The 17,616-nt window shown below is 34.2% G+C and carries 16 protein-coding genes and 2 other annotated features; of the genes, 15 read left to right on the top strand and 1 reads right to left on the bottom strand.

Annotation, left to right across the window (positions count from 1 at the left end; all coding sequences use genetic code 11):
* The first annotated feature begins 123 nt into the window (after positions 1 to 123).
* The 4 genes from ACUN26_RS06305 (at position 124) to ACUN26_RS06320 (ending at position 3,160) form a co-directional block, all read left to right on the top strand.
* Positions 124 to 795, top strand: coding sequence for an O-methyltransferase (locus tag ACUN26_RS06305; RefSeq protein WP_000103829.1), 672 nt, complete (start codon positions 124 to 126; stop codon positions 793 to 795).
* Between the two features lie 133 nt (positions 796 to 928).
* Complete coding sequence (locus ACUN26_RS06310) at positions 929 to 1,801, top strand: aminoglycoside 6-adenylyltransferase (protein WP_001258517.1); 873 nt, start codon at positions 929 to 931, stop codon at positions 1,799 to 1,801.
* Positions 1,802 to 1,918: 117 nt separating this feature from the next.
* Positions 1,919 to 2,749, top strand: coding sequence for a peptidoglycan-N-acetylglucosamine deacetylase (locus ACUN26_RS06315; protein WP_000291210.1), 831 nt, complete (start codon positions 1,919 to 1,921; stop codon positions 2,747 to 2,749).
* A 69-nt stretch (positions 2,750 to 2,818) separates the two neighbouring features.
* The gene (locus tag ACUN26_RS06320) at positions 2,819 to 3,160 is read left to right on the top strand and encodes an SdpI family protein (RefSeq protein WP_000964938.1); all 342 of its coding nucleotides are present in this window, start codon (positions 2,819 to 2,821) and stop codon (positions 3,158 to 3,160) included.
* Positions 3,161 to 3,208: 48 nt separating this feature from the next.
* On the opposite strand, the gene ACUN26_RS06325 is transcribed toward ACUN26_RS06320, so the two are convergent.
* A complete protein-coding gene (locus tag ACUN26_RS06325) occupies positions 3,209 to 3,817 on the bottom strand; it encodes an NUDIX hydrolase (RefSeq protein WP_000141362.1) in 609 nt (202 codons plus the stop codon).
* An 82-nt stretch (positions 3,818 to 3,899) separates the two neighbouring features.
* On the opposite strand from ACUN26_RS06325, the gene ACUN26_RS06330 reads away from it, so the two are divergent.
* The 11 genes from ACUN26_RS06330 to ACUN26_RS06380 all read left to right on the top strand — a co-directional run bounded on the left by ACUN26_RS06330 (position 3,900) and on the right by ACUN26_RS06380 (position 17,604).
* A complete protein-coding gene (locus ACUN26_RS06330; RefSeq protein ID WP_000510739.1) occupies positions 3,900 to 4,538 on the top strand; it encodes a pyridoxamine 5'-phosphate oxidase family protein in 639 nt (212 codons plus the stop codon).
* A gap of 234 nt (positions 4,539 to 4,772) precedes the next feature.
* Positions 4,773 to 5,004 (top strand) — a binding site (T-box leader).
* A 115-nt stretch (positions 5,005 to 5,119) separates the two neighbouring features.
* Positions 5,120 to 5,351: a binding site (T-box leader), on the top strand.
* Positions 5,352 to 5,657: 306 nt separating this feature from the next.
* Positions 5,658 to 6,953 carry a homoserine dehydrogenase gene (locus ACUN26_RS06335; RefSeq protein ID WP_000552042.1) on the top strand — a complete coding sequence of 432 codons (1,296 nt, stop codon included), beginning with the start codon at positions 5,658 to 5,660 and terminating at the stop codon, positions 6,951 to 6,953.
* Positions 6,946 to 8,004: a threonine synthase gene (gene thrC, locus ACUN26_RS06340; protein ID WP_000276420.1), complete on the top strand. Its 1,059-nt coding sequence runs from the start codon at positions 6,946 to 6,948 to the stop codon at positions 8,002 to 8,004. Before ACUN26_RS06335 ends, thrC begins: the two co-directional genes overlap by 8 nt.
* A complete protein-coding gene (gene thrB, locus ACUN26_RS06345; RefSeq protein WP_000612653.1) occupies positions 8,001 to 8,894 on the top strand; it encodes a homoserine kinase in 894 nt (297 codons plus the stop codon). Before thrC ends, thrB begins: the two co-directional genes overlap by 4 nt.
* Positions 8,895 to 9,010: 116 nt before the next feature.
* On the top strand, positions 9,011 to 9,223 hold the full coding sequence (locus ACUN26_RS06350) for a DUF6366 family protein (RefSeq protein ID WP_000095422.1): 213 nt from the start codon (positions 9,011 to 9,013) through the stop codon (positions 9,221 to 9,223).
* 216 nt (positions 9,224 to 9,439) lie between these two features.
* The gene (locus tag ACUN26_RS06355) at positions 9,440 to 11,746 is read left to right on the top strand and encodes a glycoside hydrolase (protein WP_000738143.1); all 2,307 of its coding nucleotides are present in this window, start codon (positions 9,440 to 9,442) and stop codon (positions 11,744 to 11,746) included.
* A gap of 318 nt (positions 11,747 to 12,064) precedes the next feature.
* A complete protein-coding gene (locus ACUN26_RS06360; protein ID WP_002093782.1) occupies positions 12,065 to 13,069 on the top strand; it encodes an LCP family protein in 1,005 nt (334 codons plus the stop codon).
* Positions 13,070 to 13,221: 152 nt separating this feature from the next.
* Positions 13,222 to 14,469, top strand: coding sequence for a hypothetical protein (locus tag ACUN26_RS06365; protein WP_001174827.1), 1,248 nt, complete (start codon positions 13,222 to 13,224; stop codon positions 14,467 to 14,469).
* Between the two features lie 13 nt (positions 14,470 to 14,482).
* Positions 14,483 to 15,172 (top strand): response regulator transcription factor, encoded by a 690-nt coding sequence (locus ACUN26_RS06370; RefSeq protein ID WP_000104235.1) that lies wholly within the window; start codon positions 14,483 to 14,485, stop codon positions 15,170 to 15,172.
* Positions 15,169 to 16,530: a HAMP domain-containing sensor histidine kinase gene (locus ACUN26_RS06375; RefSeq protein WP_000824523.1), complete on the top strand. Its 1,362-nt coding sequence runs from the start codon at positions 15,169 to 15,171 to the stop codon at positions 16,528 to 16,530. The genes ACUN26_RS06370 and ACUN26_RS06375 overlap by 4 nt, the downstream gene beginning before the upstream one ends.
* Before the next feature lie 252 nt (positions 16,531 to 16,782).
* Positions 16,783 to 17,604 (top strand): peptidoglycan-N-acetylglucosamine deacetylase, encoded by an 822-nt coding sequence (locus ACUN26_RS06380; protein WP_000409398.1) that lies wholly within the window; start codon positions 16,783 to 16,785, stop codon positions 17,602 to 17,604.
* Positions 17,605 to 17,616 lie beyond the last annotated feature (12 nt).

Below are 17,616 nucleotides of genomic sequence, written 5' to 3' on the forward strand. Positions count from 1 at the left end.
GACATCTATTCTGTAATGGAGTGGGTGTTCCTTCTTTATTTTTTGTATATAAAACGGAATTTTCGGTATAATCAAGTGTGAATGGTAGAAAAGCATAAAAAACTTTAAGGGGATGGTATATACATGAGTACGATTGAGAAATGGTCGGCTGTTGATCAATATATGAGTGATGTATTAATACCGAAAGATTCTACATTAGAAAGGGTCCTTCAAGCAAACGCTGCAGCTAATTTACCGGCACATGATGTATCGCCAACGCAAGGGAAGTTTTTGCAACTATTAGTACAAATTCAAGGAGCTCGAAACATTTTGGAAATTGGTACTCTAGGCGGATATAGCACGATATGGATTGCAAGGGGCTTACCATCTGGAGGACAAGTTGTTACATTGGAAGCAAATGAAAAACATGCAGAAATTGCACGTAGCAATATTGAACGTGCTAATTTGAATGATAAAATTGAAATACGAACAGGATTAGCGTTAGATTCTTTACAACAAATAAAAAATGAGCAGTATGAACCTTTTGATTTTATTTTCATAGATGCTGATAAACAAAATAACCCTGCTTATTTTGAATGGGCACTAAAACTATCACGACCGGGTACTGTAATTATTGGTGATAACGTAGTACGTGAAGGAGAAGTTATTGACAATACTAGTAGCGATCCTCGTGTACAAGGAATACGCCGTTTCTATGAATTAATAGCTGCTGAGCCACGTGTTAGTGCTACAGCGCTTCAAACTGTAGGAAGTAAGGGATACGATGGGTTTGTGATGGCAGTTGTAAAAGAGTGATGTAAGAAGGAAAAAGGGATGAAAAAGAAGTTTCGAAAATTATAACATGTATCGTGTATAACGAGATTAGCTCGTGGACCTCCAGTATACATAACGCTATATTATATATTAAAAAATTGGAGGCTATAAGTAGATGAGAACTGAAAAAGAAATGCTAGACTTAATTATAAATACAGCAAAAGAGGATGAAAGAATTCGAGCTGTCATCATGAATGGATCGCGTGTAAATCCAAATGTGAAAAAAGATTGTTTTCAAGATTATGATATTATGTATGTTGTGAATGATATACAATCTTTTATATCTAATCATAATTGGATTCATAGATTTGGAGAAATAATGATTGTACAAATGCCGGAAGAAATGTCATTAATTCCAGCAGATGAAGACGGGAAGTTTCCGTATTTAATGCAGTTCATGGATGGGAATCGGATTGATTTAACACTAGTTCCAGTTGAGTTAATAAAAAAGTTCGTTGGAAAAGATAGTTTAAGTAAACTGCTTCTTGATAAAGATAATTGTCTGGGAGAATTCCCACCAGCAAGCGATAAAGATTACTTAGTAAAAAAGCCTACGGAAAAAGAGTTTTTAGATTGCTGTAATGAATTTTGGTGGTGTAGTACAAATGTAGGAAAAGGGTTATGGCGCGAGGAGCTTACTTATGCGAAAGGAATGCTTGAAGGCCCAATGCGAGATATGTTAGTTGTAATGCTAGAGTGGCATATTGGTATGAAAACAAAGTTTACAGCTAATGCTGGGAAGTTTGGGAAGTATTTCGAACAATATGTTGAAAAAGATGTCTGGGAGCAGTTTAAAAGGACATTTTCAAATGCAGAGTATGAAAATATTTGGGATTCATTTTTCATAATGGGTAATTTATTTAGGAAAGTTGCGAACGAAATTGCTAACACTTATGAATATCAATATCCGCAAGATGATGATGACAAAGTGACGAGCTATTTAAAGCATGTAAGAAAATTACCGAAAGATAGTAAAGTAATTTATTAAGTATATAAATCAGTAAGACTGTCCTAATTACGGACAGTCTTATTTTTGTTCAGGAATCAGAATTTCTCTAACAAAGTACAGATGAAACACATATGAAATTTTAGGGAGGTTTTTATCATGTATTATTTTTATTCACCAGAAATGTTCGTTCCATTTCCTTTAGGGCTAGAACGCAATATTTCGTACGCTTATATGCCATATCATTCATTTTATTATGGAGACTATGTAAATGCGCTACCATACGCATTACATGTTCCTCAAAATTATGAAGCACAAATGAAAGAAGAGGATCGTGGATCATGGACACCATTTTCATGGGTCGAAAAATATGCGTATGCATTTTCAGGACCATACAATAAAGCGGAAGTAGCTCTTACATTTGATGATGGACCAGATTTAGTATTTACGCCAAAAATTTTAGATAAGTTAAAACAACATAATGTGAAAGCTACTTTTTTCTTGCTCGGTGAAAATGCAGAAAAGTTTCCGAATGTAGTAAAGCGTATTGCAAACGAAGGGCATGTAATTGGTAATCATACGTATAGTCATCCAAATTTAGCGAAAGTAAATGAGGCTGAGTACCATAATCAAATTATAAAAACGGAAGAAATATTAAATCGGTTAGCTGGTTATGCACCGAAGTTTATACGTCCGCCTTACGGTGAAATACTTGAAAATCAATTGAAGTGGGCAACAGAGCAAAATTTTATGATTGTACAGTGGAGTGTTGATACGGTTGATTGGAAAGGTGTAAGTGCTGATACGATTACAAATAATGTGCTAGGGAATTCATTTCCAGGTAGTGTCATACTTCAGCATTCAACTCCAGGTGGGCATTTACAAGGATCTGTAGATGCGCTAGACAAAATCATTCCACAGTTGAAAACGAAAGGAGCGCGCTTTGTAACACTTCCAAGTATGTTCCAGACATCTAAAGAGAGAAAATGAAAATGTTAATAATTGGAACTTGGGTGATTATATAGTATAATGAAGGTATAAATTAGGGGGTGGATATAATTGTTGTATGCACTAGTAAACATAGGAATAAGCATGTTGATCGGTATTATATTTATACTTGCCGCACGTATTCTTCAAAAAAATCCACCGACAGATATTAACGCAGCATATGGTTATCGTACGAAACGGTCTATGAAAAATAAGAAGTTATGGGATGCAGGTAACAAGTATAGTGCAGAAGTGATGAAGAAAAACGGATTCATCATGATATTAATTGGAAGTGTTATTAGTATACTGTTTAGATATCCCCATACAATAATAGCGATTATGGTGGTTATGCTGTTATTAATCATTCGTTTATTTATACAAGTAGAGAATAGATTGAAGATACTTGAACAATAGTAAAAAAATAGGACTCTGCGCAATATTATGCTAGGAGTCCTATTTTATTTATAAACTATTATTTTTTAAGAATTCTTTTCCTTGCTCTATAACAAATTCATAGTATGTAAGATCATACGGATAAATATCTTCAATTGTTATTGTAATTGGTTTATTGTTTAAAACAGAAATAGCCGAAAAAGATGAAATCTCTCTTTTTAATAGTTGTAGAAAAGCAGTTGCATGTACTTTCATCACATCGTCTACTTCATCACCTGGTGCAAATGGAAGAGGCTTTATTACGTTGTGAAAATACATATGACAAAACTCACGATCAGTAAGATCTGAAATTTCATAATCTATTTTATAGATTCCTTTGTATGCTAAATCAGTCCTTTGAAAGGAAAGCCCCAATTCTTCTTCAATTTCACGAAGGCCGCCAATTTCTACATCTTCATCATGCATAATATGTCCAGCTGAAGTAATATCCCATATACCCGGAGCTTCTTTTTTATTTTTAGAGCGTAATTGAAAATATAAGAACATATCTTCATCATCTTTTTCTATAAACCAGCAATGGAATGTTTCGTGCCAATCACCGTCACGATGCACTTCATCACGTAATTTCTTTCCAAGTGTATTTTTTTCAGAATCAAATATCGTTAACCACTCTGTCATTTTAATTCCCCTTTCTGCAAATTTTATTATACAATATTTGTATTAAATTTTGGGAAAATAAAGAAAAAAGGGGTGGTTGTAAATGGGGATAGAAAGTAAGGAAATAAAATCGATTATTTCAACAGAGGAAGAATTACGACAAATATTGGGGCAACCAAGTGAGCGAGCTTTGAAAAAAGTTATTTCATCACTTGATCATCATTGTGTAGATTTTCTGTCTAAATCTCCTTTTCTAGTATTAGCTACTGCAAATAAATTAGGAGAGTGTGATGCTTCGCCAAGAGGGGATGCACCTGGATTTGTATATGTATTGAATAAAAATAAAATTATCGTTCCGGAAAGGCCGGGCAATCGTCGTATAGACTCCATTTTAAATATTATTTCAAATCCGCACGTAGGGTTAATCTTTTTTATTCCTGGTCTTGGGGAAACACTCCGAATAAACGGTAAAGCATATATTACAAACGATGAAGAAATTTTGAAAGAGATGCAGGCGAATGGACGTAATCCGTTACTTGGAATTGTTGTTGAAATAGAAGAATGCTACATTCATTGTGCAAAAGCTTTTATTCGTTCTAAGATGTGGGATCCAGAATCTTGGTTAAATAAAAAAGGGTTACCTTCAGCAGCAAAAATGTTGTTGGAGCATGCGAAAGTGAATACTTCAGAAGAAGATGTTGCACGTTCTTTAGAAGAAAGTTATACGAAAAGATTGTATTAAAAATCCTTTATTAGTATAGTTTTAAAAGGAAGAGATCTACTCGTTTTAGAATGGAATACTTTTATGTGAAACATTAATTTACAAGTTGGGAAATTACGAAATAGGTAAATAGATTGGCCGGTATAAAATATTATTGTGAAATATAATAAAAAATGATCTTGAAAATAGTTAATAAAAATAGGCTTGCTTTTTAAAAATTTGATAACTATAATAAGTTAACAAATAGACATGAACGAAAAAGTAATGACAAGGACACGAAATCATTTTTACGGTTTACAGAGAGGGAAGTCAAGGGTGTGAGCTTCCTAACACGAGAAATGATTTTACCACCTTTGAACTTCAATAGTGAACGAGTAATCTAGTAATTATTGACGGTATCAGCCGTTATCTGAACTTGAGCAATCTAGAAGGAAATACGTCTAGATTGGAACAAGGGTGGAACCACGAAAACACATTCGTCCCTTTCCTAGGGATGAGTGTGTTTTTTTACGGCCTTAGAGATAGAAAATTTGAAATAATTAAAAAATTTTATTGATTTTGTTTTTTATGCGAGTATAATGAGTTAACAAATAAACATGAACGAAAAAGTAACGATAAGGACACGAAATCATTTTTACGGTTTACAGAGAGGGAAGCCAAGGGTGTGAGCTTCCTAACACGAGAAATGATTTTACCACCTTTGAACTTCAATAGTGAACGAGTAATCTAGTAATTATTGACGGTATCAGCCGTTATCTGAACTTGAGCAATCTAGGAGGAGATACGTCTAGATTGGAACAAGGGTGGAACCACGAAAACACATTCGTCCCTTTCCTAGGGATGAGTGTGTTTTTTTATCCCGCATTAACGGTCAGTAAGACTCCCATCTCAAAATTTGGCAGATGCGAGGGAGTTAGATGGGAGATCAACTGTCCGTAAAAGCCCGATTGGTTCAACTAATAATCAGTGAGGAATGGACAAAATCTCCACTGATTAAAGTTTCACTTTATTACTTTGAAAGGAGGTGCTGTAACATGAAACGATTCGTACGTACGGAAATAACCACCACCTGCATGATTAAAAAGCAGAACAAGGTGATTGATAGAGATAAAAAATAAAATTGTAGGAGGAGATTAGAAGATGCATAACGTTATTAATGTTGGGGTGTTAGGATTAGGTACAGTCGGAAGTGGTGTTGTCCACATTTTGAAAGAACATTATAAAAAAATCGCACTTGATACAGGATACGAAGTGAAAGTAAAAACAGTCGTTGTACGTGATTTGGAAAAAGAACGCGATGTTTGTATTGATGGAATTGCAGTAACAAGTCATGCAGATGAAGTTCTAAATGATTCAAATATTGATATTGTAGTAGAGGTAATGGGCGGAATTGAAGAAGCAAAACAGCATATTGTGAAGGCTTTACGAAATAAGAAGCATGTCGTAACAGCAAATAAAGATTTAATGGCTGTATACGGTGCGGAACTTCTTCAATTAGCGAACGTAAATGATTGTGATCTATGTTATGAGGCAAGTGTAGCGGGTGGTATTCCAGTGTTAAGAGGATTAACAGACGGATTAGCTTCAGATCAAATTGAAAAAATAATGGGAATTGTAAATGGAACAACAAATTACATGTTAACAAAGATGAGTCAAAATGGATGGTCGTATGAAGAGGCTTTACAGGAAGCACAAAAATTAGGATTCGCAGAATCAGATCCGACAGCAGATGTAGATGGACTAGATGCGGCGAGAAAGGTAGCGATCCTTGCGAATTTAGGGTTTTCGATGAATGTTTCATTAGATGATGTGCAAGTGAGAGGGATTCGAAAGGTTGCAAAAGAAGATTTACAAATGGCTGAAAAGTTAGGATTTACTATGAAACTAATTGGTAAAGCGGAGAAACAAGGAGCAGCTATTCATTTAAGTGTAGAACCGACTCTTTTACCAAGCCGTCATCCGTTATCAAATGTAAATAATGAATTTAATGCAGTGTATGTTCACGGTCAAGCAGTAGGGGAAGTGATGTTTTACGGACCTGGAGCTGGGAAGTTACCGACTGGCTCTGCTGTAGTAAGTGATATTATTTCGATTGTTAAAAATATGAATCAAGTTCCGAAAAATAAAAGTGCGTTAAAAGAACCAGTGCCGTATGAATTACAAGGAGATGAAGAAGTTGTTTCGAAATACTTCTTACGTATTTCATTACAAGATGAGCCAGGGATGTTGCAAAAAGTAACAGAATGTTTCGTTAATTATTCTGTAAGTTTAAAAGAAGTGATTCAATTACCTTTGAATCGTGAGCTTGCAGAAGTCGTTGTTGTGACACATCAAACTTCAAAATATCAATTCGAAAAAGTTTTAGGAGCAATAGAAGCTGTCGCAAGTGAAATAAACAGTTATTACATTATTGAGGAGGAAAAACAATATGTATAAAGGACTATTAAAACAGTATGCTGCTTATTTACCAGTAAATGAAAACACACCTGATGTCAGTTTAATGGAAGGGAATACGCCTCTAATTCCATTATTAAATATATCAAAACAATTAGGGATTCACTTATATGGTAAGTATGAAGGAGCGAATCCAACAGGTTCTTTTAAAGATCGTGGTATGGTAATGGCGGTTGCTAAAGCGAAAGAAGAAGGTTCTGAGGCAATCATTTGTGCATCAACAGGTAATACATCGGCAGCGGCTGCAGCATATGCGGCACGCCTCGGAATGAAATGTATTATCGTAATCCCGGAAGGAAAGATTGCGCATGGAAAGTTAGCGCAAGCAGTCGCTTATGGAGCTGAAATCATTTCAATAGAAGGAAATTTTGATGATGCACTTAAGGCTGTAAGAAACATTGCTGCAGAAGAGCCAATTACATTAGTAAACTCAGTGAACCCTTATCGAATTGAAGGGCAAAAAACAGCAGCGTTTGAAATTTGTGACCAGTTGCAAAAAGCGCCAGATGTTCTCGCTATTCCTGTTGGGAATGCAGGGAATATTACAGCATACTGGAAAGGGTTCTGTGAATATGAGAAAGAAAAAGGCTACAAAAAGCCAAGAATTCACGGCTTTGAAGCGGAAGGAGCAGCTGCAATTGTAAAAGGACATGTAATTGAAGAACCTGAAACAATTGCAACAGCTATACGTATCGGTAACCCAGCGAGTTGGTCATATGCAGTAGAGGCTGCTGAGCAGTCTCGAGGCGAGATAGATATGGTATCAGATGAGGAAATATTACATGCGTATAGATTGTTAGCAAAAACGGAAGGGGTTTTCGCTGAGCCAGGATCAAATGCTTCATTAGCTGGCGTAATGAAACATGTTCAATCTGGAAAAATCAAAAAAGGAGAAACAGTAGTTGCGGTATTAACTGGAAATGGTTTGAAAGATCCTGATATCGCAATTTCTTCTAATAAATTAGATATTGCAAGTGTTTCAAATGATATAGAACAAATTAAAGAACATATAAAAGGGGTGATTATGTCGTGATACCATTGAGAGTACGTGTGCCTGCTAGTACAGCAAATGTTGGACCTGGATTTGATTCAGTAGGAATAGCTTTGTCATTGTATTTAGAGGTTGTTGTAAAGGGCACAGCTGATAAATGGCAAGTAATACATTCCTTTGAAGATTCAATTCCGACAGATGATAAAAATTTAATCGTTAGCACGGCATGTAAAGTATGTCCGTCTTTATCACCCCATATAATAGAAGTTACTAGTAATATTCCGCTAACAAGAGGACTAGGAAGTAGTGCCTCAGCGATTGTAGCAGGAATAGAGCTTGCGAATCAACTTGCTAATTTGAACTTAACGACTGATCAAAAGGTTCAAATTGCTACAAATTTTGAAGGGCATCCAGATAATGTTGCAGCTTCTATATTAGGTGGAACTGTAATCGGAGCACTTGATGGAAAGAATGTTTCAGTTGTAAGGATTGAAAGTAAGGAATTAGGCGTAATTTCTCTTATTCCAAATGAAGAGCTAAATACAGATGAAAGTCGATCTGTATTACCAGAAATGTTTCCGTTTCATGAAGCAGTTAAAGCTAGTGCGATAAGCAACGTATTAGTAGCAGCATTATGCCAAAAGCGGTGGGAAGTTGTAGGTGAAATGATGGAAAGAGATCATTTTCACGAGCCATATCGTTTAGAACTCGTACCGTTATTACCATCTATTCGTAAATGCGCAAAAGAATTCGGTGCGTACGGCACAGCACTTAGCGGTGCGGGACCATCTATTTTTATATTAACGCCGTATGAGAAACGTCAAGAAATCGCTGAGCAATTAGCGAAAGTATTTACAGCTATGAAAGTATGTGAGCTTGAAATCGATCATAAAGGGATTTCTGTAAATAAGGAAGAACATATTGGATTATAAAAAAAGCTAGCATCGCTAGCTTTTTTTTGCTGTAAATATATTTTAAATCAGCATATAAAATGAAAATGAGTATTGTATAATTCAGTAAAGAGCGTATTAATTTTGGAGGTGATTATATGAGTTCAAAAGAGTCACCAGAAGAAAAAAGAGAACACATAAGACAAAGTGAGTTAAAAAATAACCCTACCGGTTCTTTGAATGATGGGCTCAATAGAGCGGAATCAGGTAGCCTTGGTGATATGACAGGGGGCATGAATTGGAAAGGTACAGGGATATTAATTTTAGTGTTAGTTTTAGGATATATTATATACACTTACTTTTTCAGTTAAGGAAAGCCTAGCGAAACTTTAATTTGTTTATTTGCATTATTTGTGAAAATAAAAAACAAGGATTAAAGTCCCGCTGTATTACATATTAAAAAATAAATTATAGTTATTTGAGAACTTTTTATACTCATAATAGAGTTAGCATTATGCTAGCTCTATTATTTTTTGCCATATTCCTGTAACAAATCCCCTGTATATTCAGGGATGGAGGTGCAGGAGATGAAAAAAATGATAGCGATATGTCTTCTTACAACTATGTCATTTTCGACTTTAGTCGGGTGTGATGTAAAAGGTAATAATGCTGTACAAGAGTCTAAAATAAAGAAAGCGACGTATAAAGATTTTACTTACGATGTAAATCCAGAGACTTTCACGTTAACTGTAGAACATGATGGTGTAAAGGAACAGGCATCACGAGCTCTGCCGATAATGAAGGTGTCGAATGTAAAAAAAGATAAGGATCGTATGTCGTGGGAATATCCAGATCAAAAAGTAAAAGTAAACTTAGAAAAGAAAAAAGACCACTTAAATATTGAAGTAGAATCGATTGGTGCAGAAAGCTTTACATGGCCGAAAGTACAGGCTGAAAATTATACACTTCCGTTATGGGAAGGTAAACAAATTCCAAGTAATGATGAGAATTGGAAGAAGTTTTTAAAGGATGATGCATATTCATTTGCTGAATCATTTTCTATGAAGTTTTTTGCATTAAATGGTTCGAAATATTCCATTGTATATATTGCGAATAATATATTTAATAATGAAGTGAAATTTCATTCGGATCCGAAAATAGGGTTTGATTTTATACATGAATTCCCGAGTATAAATAAAAATAAAACATATGGTTTTCAATTATATGTCACAAATACTGATGCAGTAAGTATTGCTAAGCTGTATAAGGATAACATTATGGAAAAAGGTGAATTTAAAACATTACAAGAAAAGGCAAGAAGAAATAAAGAAATTGAAAAACTTTATGGAGCGGCTCATTTTTATTTTTGGAATCAAAATGGTTTATCAGCAAGTAATGTAAATTGGCCGAAGTTAAGAGAGCAAATAAATAGCCCAGTGTTTAGCCATATAAAAGAGCTTATTCAAAAAAATAGTTCAGAGCCTGGGGAATTAAATGTATTTGAGCAAGTAAGTAAACAAGATTTCATTGATAAGTATCAAAAAAATGTTATTTTGCGTTATGTAAACGAAGTGTTATCAATGAAGGAATTGTATAAAGAGGATATTTTCCCGAAAGTTGATCAGGAGGCTAGTGAGTTATTAAAAAAAGGTATAGATCACTTATCGAAAGCAGAACTGTATAGCTTAAATAAGCATTTATTAAAGTCAGTACTTGGTGATTCAGTTGAAGATATAAGTAAGTGGGGAAACGCAGATGGAACGGATATAATAAAGGAAATGAAAGAAGAAGGGATAGACAAAGCTTGGATTGGTCTACCGAACTGGGAACAAGGATTTATGCAACCTAATTTTGTTACAGAAGCTAAGAAAATGGGATATTTAGTTGGTCCGTATGATTCTTATCATTCCATTCATGAGAAAGGTGATAAAAATTGGAACACAGCGTCCTTTAATGATCCATCGTTATATGAAGAGGCAACTGTAACGAAGAAAAATGGAGAAAAGGTGCAAGGGTTTTTAGGTAGAGGGCGAAAACTAAATCCAACATTATCACTTCCTAGTGTAAAAGAACGAATGAACGATATATTGCAAAATGGTCCTAAATATAATTCATGGTTTATCGATTGTGATGCAACGGGTGAAATTTATGATGACTATTCATCAAAACATGTAACGACACAGGAACAAGATTTAAAAGCAAGATTACAACGAATGGATTATATTGCCCAAGAAAAAGGTATGGTAGTTGGCTCTGAGGGCGGAAATGATTTTGCCAGTAGTACGATTGCATTTGCTCATGGAATTGAAACGCCAGTTATTAAATGGGACGATGAAGATATGCGGAAAAACAAAACAAGCCCGTATTATGTCGGTGGATATTATTCACCAAATCAAAATGTTCCAGAAAAATATGCAAAACAAGTACCATTGAAAGAAGAATATAAACAAGTATATTTAAATCCAGTATATTCGCTTCCTTTATATAAATTAGTATACAACGATTCCGTCATTACAACGCATCACTGGGAATGGGGAAGTTTGAAAGTGAAAGATGAGGTAGGAAGCCGTATGCTATATGAGTTATTGTATAATGTTCCTCCTTTGTACCATTTAGATGAAGTAGAGTGGAATCAGCATAAAAAAGAAATTACAGAGCATCTGAAAGTTTGGAATGAAGTTCATAAAAAGGCAGTAAAAGAAGAAATGACAAACTTTGCATACTTGTCAGAAGATAAGCTAGTACAATCTACTTCATATGGAAAAGATATTAAAATTATTGTGAATTTCTCAAATGAAGATGTGGAAATAGAAAAAACGAAATTAAAAGCAAAGACTGCTTTAATTTATAATAATGGGAAGAAAATCATGTATACGCCGTTGGCGAAACAATAATGTGAAATATAACTGTATGAATAGAGAGTTAATAACTAACTTGACTCACTATTTTGTTCGTTCTTTCAGTTGAAAGTCAGATTATTTGAAATGAAAAGGTTGATAAATCTGTAATTTCGAATGTTGCGAAGTGCTAAATTTTTGAAGTTAGTAAATAGTGACTTGCCAAAAATAAGTACGAGAGTATAATGTGAAATGGAATATATATTGAATCCACAATGTAACCTTACAAATTTGTAAGGTAATTGAAAGGAAATTCAATATGAAGATTACTAGACATACATTATACTAGGGAAAGAGAAAGAGAGGCGAATGGGTATGAGCTCTGAATTAGAACAAAATACGAGAAGTAATAAGAAGCGTTCTAAAAGAAAGTCAATAAAGTGGTTTATAATAATTCCATTGTTCTTGCTTGTTTTTGGTGGAGTAGGATATGGGTCGTTAATATATAATAAAGCAAAAGCGGTTGTAAGTGATGCATATGCACAAATTGATAAATCATCAAAACGTGATAAAGAAGTGGAACCTTTAAAGGATAATATCTCAATTTTAATTATGGGTGTAGACGGTAGTGAAATGCGGAAAAGTCAATATGGTGAAGCGGTTCGAACGGATGCACTTTTATTAGCAACAATTAATAAAGATGATAAATCTGTTAAATTAGTTAGTATTCCGCGTGATTCACGTGTTTATATTCCATCTAGAAAAAAATTAGATAAAATTACGCATGCACATGTATTTGGTGGTGTTGAAAGTACACGAGATACTGTGGAAAGATTTTTAAATGTTCCAGTTGATTATTATGTGAAGTTTAACTTTGAGTCATTTGTTCAAATTGTAGATTCACTAGGTGGTATTGATATTGATGTACCTGTTACGTTCACAGAGCAAGATAGTAAAGACCAAGCAGGTATGATTCATTTAGAAAAAGGTTTCCAACATTTAAATGGAGAACAGGCACTTGCACTTGCAAGAACACGTAAAATTGATAGTGATGCAATGCGCGGACAGAGACAACAACTTGTAATAGAAGCAATTGCGAAAAAAGCAATGTCTGTTCAATCAATTAGCAAAATGGGCTCTCTACTTGATGCAGTTGATAAAAACATGAAAACAAACTTAACATTTGATGATATGCTTGCTATTACGAAAAACATGGCAGGATCGGATCTACAAATGGAAAAGATGCAAATTGAAGGTACTGATAAACGTATTGGTGGTATTTATTATTACATTCCAAATGAAAAAAATGTGAAAGATATTTCAAATAAACTGAATCAACATCTAGGTGTAACGCCAAAATCAGTTCTAAATGAAAAGTAAAAAAGATTGGCCTTTGCCAATCTTTTTTTATGGAAATGGATTTGTAACTTTTCTGTAACGATTTTTTATTCTAGAAAAATTATACTCATATGTATGAGATTATTGGATAAGCAAAAAGTAAAGATAAATACTGTTATAAGGAAAGATAACATATGCAAAAATGGATAAGCATTATGGGAATCGTCTTTATATTGACTGGATGTAAAATGTCTGAAGCTCCAACCAATTTAATGGGAGCTCCTGCAAATGAAAAGTGGATTAATGAACTAAAAGAGCAAATAGATAAAGATTTGCCTGTTAATTATCGGTTGCTTACTCCAAAGTCTAATAAAGATAAACAAATGATTTGGTCAATGGATTTTAAACAAGATAATAAAAAAGAAGCCATCGTATTTTATAAATTGCCGAATGAAGATCGTAGCGTATATTTAGCTGTATATGAGGAAATCGGCTATAAGTGGAAAATAAAGTCCACGCATAAATTTGATGGTGAGGATATAGATATCGTTGAAGTCGGTGATTTTACAGGGAATGGGAAGCGAGAATTATTAATTGGAATCTCTGTAAATCGTGAATCGTTAGAACATGTTATGTATGCTTTTTCAGAAGAAAATGATGATATGAAGGAGATTTATAATCGGCGTTACACGAAGTTATTTATAGAGGATCTAAATAGAAATGGTCTTAATGATATAAGCCTTGTTACTTATGAAAAAGATGAGAAGTTGACAGTTGAGCTTATTGAGCAGTTTAAGACAATATCAGAAGTTACATTTGATCCATTTATAAATAGTATTCAAAGAATACAAATGGGCCATATTTCTAAAACATTAAAGGCGATTGTAATTGATGCAGGAATTGGGGCTCATTCAGGTATAACTTATGTAGCAAAATTTGATAAGGATCATTATGAGGTACTACCTATAGATGGGAAAGAAGATTTATTCAATGAATATGTGGTGGAAAGTAAAGATGTAAATGAAGACGGTATTATTGAATTTGTTCGTACTGTACGTCCAAAAGGTTGGGAAGATAAGTCACATGGAGATAGTCCGCTCTTTGAACGTTACATACAGTGGAGTGAAGATGGAACGAAACCTATAGAAGAAAGATACATCGATATAGAAAAAGGGTATTTTGTGAAAATTCCTGAAGAGTTGATTGGGAAAATTACTATCCCAGATCAGCAGAAGGAATCAAATTCTCAAAAGTTTTTGGGCGTAAATACAAATGAAATATGGCTTGAAGTCCAAATTTTTAAGCGGAAAGAATGGTTCAAAATAAAAGGATTCGAGGCAGCGGTGAAAACGGCTTCTCACGTATATGCAGTGCCGAAGCGATCAAAGTTTAAAAAAGTGAAAGCATATATAAAACCGCTAGCGGATTATCAACAAGAGTAGGGAGGTGGAAATTATGTCAACAATTTTAGTTTTAGAAGATGAAATGCCAATCCGTAGTTTTATTGTCTTAAATTTAAAGCGTGCTGGATTTTATGTATTAGAAGCTAGTACTGGAGAAGAAGCGTTACAGATTTTATGTGATCACACTGTTGATGTAGCGTTACTTGATGTCATGTTACCAGGAATTGATGGTTTTCAAGTTTGTAAAACTATTCGGGAAGAAAATAAAAAAATGGGCATTATTATGTTAACCGCACGTGTACAAGATGGAGATGTGGTGCAAGGACTAGGAATTGGTGCAGATGATTATATTACAAAACCGTTTAGTCCAGTAGAGTTAACTGCACGTATACAATCTCTATTAAGAAGAATAGAAGTGCATAAAGAAAAAACGAATACAATTACGTCTGGTCCGTTTTCGTTAAATATTATAGAAGAAAGATTATATAGAGATGGACAATTGGTTGATTTAACACCTACAGAGTATATGATTTTACAATACTTAATGAATCAATCCTCAAAGCCGGTTTCACGTGATGAAATTTTAAATATGATTTGGGGAACGAATTACGTAGGCGAGACGAAAGTCGTAGATGTAAATATGAGACGGTTACGCCAAAAGATAGAATGTAATCCATCAGAACCCGAATTTATCCTTACAGTGTGGGGAAAAGGATATGTGTGGAAGGAAAGTATAAGATGAAACGGAAAGTGACTTTATATTTTATGACGGTCATTACACTTATGCTTGTATTGTTTGAGGTAGTATTTTCGGTCTCAATTTATCGATATTATTATAATGGTATTGTGCAATATATAGAATCTCATGCGAAGACGAGTACTCGATTTTTCTCAGAATACAATTCATTATATTTTATTCGTTTGCAAGAATATAGTGGTGACATAATTAGTAGTTTTCAATTAGATGGAACGGAATTACAGTTAATTGATCGTCATAGTTCGGTTATACAATCTTCAAGTGGTGAAAAAGTAGAAGGTAAAGTGAATATCCCACAATCTTTATTGGAAGGTGAAATGTATAATCAAGTTACTACTACGAAAGATAATGAAAAACAACTAGAAGTGCTAAGCCCACTTATACATCAAGGACAAACAATCGGTGTTTTAAAATATACGACAGTATTAACACATGTGAATGCAAAGATTATTGAAATTATTATGTTTACTATTGCCGTTGGTATTGTTATTTCATGTATTGTCTTCTCAATTAGTAGACGCTTGGCAAATTCTTTTGTTGAGCCAATTGAATCTATCATTCAAGCTTCTTCACAAATCGCAGAAGGAACGTTGAAAAATAAAATTAAAGAAGATTATCCTGGTGAATTAGGTGAATTAGCACATAGTTTAAACTATATGTCTGATAAAATAGAAAAAGCGGAACAGATGAAAAATGAATTTATCGCTTCTATTTCTCATGAAATACGAACACCTTTAACAGGAATTAAAGGTTGGAGTGAGACGCTTAAAACAGTAGAACATTTAACAGAAGAAGAAATCAAGCAAGGTATGGGGATTATTTCCGGTGAGACAGACCGATTGATTCATTTAGTAGAAGAATTGTTAGATTTTTCAAGATTACAATCAAATCATTTTAATTTATATAAACAAAAGGTGCAATTGTACGATATACTAGAGGAGACGATTTGGCAATTAACTCCTAACGCTGAAAAGAAACAAATTCAATTCATTAATACTATAGAACGAATTGAATTGTTGGGAGACCGAAATAGGCTAAAGCAAATTTTCTTGAATATTATTCAAAATGCAATTAAATATTCACATGAAAATGGTACTGTATACATTGAAGCGACTAAAAATGAAGGACAAGCAGTGATAAAGGTGAAAGATGAAGGGATTGGAATTGCTAAAGAGCATTTACCATATATAGAGCAGTCTTTTTACCAGATTAATAATCATGCTGCAGGTGCAGGTCTTGGCTTAGCTATCGTAAAAAAAATGGTGGAGCTTCATAGAGGTACACTTAGTATTGTGAGTAAAGAAGGAATAGGAACAACAATTTTGATAAAACTCCCATTATAATACATATACAGTCTATTTATCACGCTATTTGTGGGTAGTGAGATTCCCGCCTCAAAATTCGGCTAGAGCAAAGAAGGTAGGTGGGAAATTAACTGCCCGTAAACAATCGATTGGTGAAGGTTAATAATCAGTGGGGGATGAATACTCCCCACTGATTAAAGTTTCACTTTATATCGTGCAATAAAATAAATAGATGTATAATTACATTGGGTGATTTATATATAAGATTAATAGGGAGAGGAATTCGATAGAATGGAAAAAGCTTTTAATATGAAACGAGTAGTAGTCGTTTTAATAGCGGTTGCAGCAGTAGCTATTGGGTATTTTATGTTTCAATCAATTACTTCACCAGCAAAGGCTGTTGCAAAACAAGAAAATGTAGTACAGCTTGCAAGTGAACAATCAAAAGTTGAATTGAATAAAACGGCACCAAGTCGTTTTAATGGAAAAGAAAGAAAAGTTGCTTATCTTACATTTGATGATGGACCAGGCAAATATACGGCTGAATTATTAAATACGTTAAAACAGCATGATGCGAAGGCGACATTCTTTTTAATTGGAGCGAATGTAAAAGAGTTTCCGGATTTAGTGAAACGTGAAAATGCAGAGGGACATTATGTAGGTATGCATAGTATGACACATAATTTTGCAAAGTTATATAAAAATGGTGAATATGTAAATGAGATGAAAGAAGACCAAAGCTTAATTGCTAATATTATTGGAAAATCACCTAAATTAACACGTCCACCATATGGTTCGATGCCTGGATTAAATGAAGGTCTTCGAAATAAAGTGGTAGAAGGCGGTTTTAAAGTTTGGGATTGGACAATTGATTCATTAGATTGGAAATATAATAAAATGCAAGTTGATGCAGCTGCAGCGCAAATTGCTCAAAACGTATTAACAAATGCAACAAAACCACAAGAAGTAATTTTAATGCATGATATTCACCCGCAATCAGTCGCTGCTGTGCCAGCAATTTTAAAGGGGTTAAAAGAAAAGGGTTATGAGTTTGAAGCTTATCATGAAGAAAGTCACTTCCCAGTGAACTTCTGGCATGATAACCGTATGTAATGGAGGAATGAA

The sequence above is a fragment of the Bacillus sp. WC2503 genome (assembly GCF_052682895.1).

Coding starts and splice junctions, on each gene's coding strand:
- ACUN26_RS06305 (WP_000103829.1), top strand. CDS start 124: ATGAGTACGATTGAGAAATGGTCGGCTGTTGATCAATATATGAGTGAT.
- ACUN26_RS06310 (WP_001258517.1), top strand. CDS start 929: ATGAGAACTGAAAAAGAAATGCTAGACTTAATTATAAATACAGCAAAA.
- ACUN26_RS06315 (WP_000291210.1), top strand. CDS start 1,919: ATGTATTATTTTTATTCACCAGAAATGTTCGTTCCATTTCCTTTAGGG.
- ACUN26_RS06325 (WP_000141362.1), bottom strand. CDS start 3,817: ATGACAGAGTGGTTAACGATATTTGATTCTGAAAAAAATACACTTGGA.
- ACUN26_RS06330 (WP_000510739.1), top strand. CDS start 3,900: ATGGGGATAGAAAGTAAGGAAATAAAATCGATTATTTCAACAGAGGAA.
- ACUN26_RS06335 (WP_000552042.1), top strand. CDS start 5,658: ATGCATAACGTTATTAATGTTGGGGTGTTAGGATTAGGTACAGTCGGA.
- thrC (WP_000276420.1), top strand. CDS start 6,946: ATGTATAAAGGACTATTAAAACAGTATGCTGCTTATTTACCAGTAAAT.
- ACUN26_RS06350 (WP_000095422.1), top strand. CDS start 9,011: ATGAGTTCAAAAGAGTCACCAGAAGAAAAAAGAGAACACATAAGACAA.
- ACUN26_RS06355 (WP_000738143.1), top strand. CDS start 9,440: ATGAAAAAAATGATAGCGATATGTCTTCTTACAACTATGTCATTTTCG.
- ACUN26_RS06360 (WP_002093782.1), top strand. CDS start 12,065: ATGAGCTCTGAATTAGAACAAAATACGAGAAGTAATAAGAAGCGTTCT.
- ACUN26_RS06365 (WP_001174827.1), top strand. CDS start 13,222: ATGCAAAAATGGATAAGCATTATGGGAATCGTCTTTATATTGACTGGA.
- ACUN26_RS06370 (WP_000104235.1), top strand. CDS start 14,483: ATGTCAACAATTTTAGTTTTAGAAGATGAAATGCCAATCCGTAGTTTT.
- ACUN26_RS06375 (WP_000824523.1), top strand. CDS start 15,169: ATGAAACGGAAAGTGACTTTATATTTTATGACGGTCATTACACTTATG.
- ACUN26_RS06380 (WP_000409398.1), top strand. CDS start 16,783: ATGGAAAAAGCTTTTAATATGAAACGAGTAGTAGTCGTTTTAATAGCG.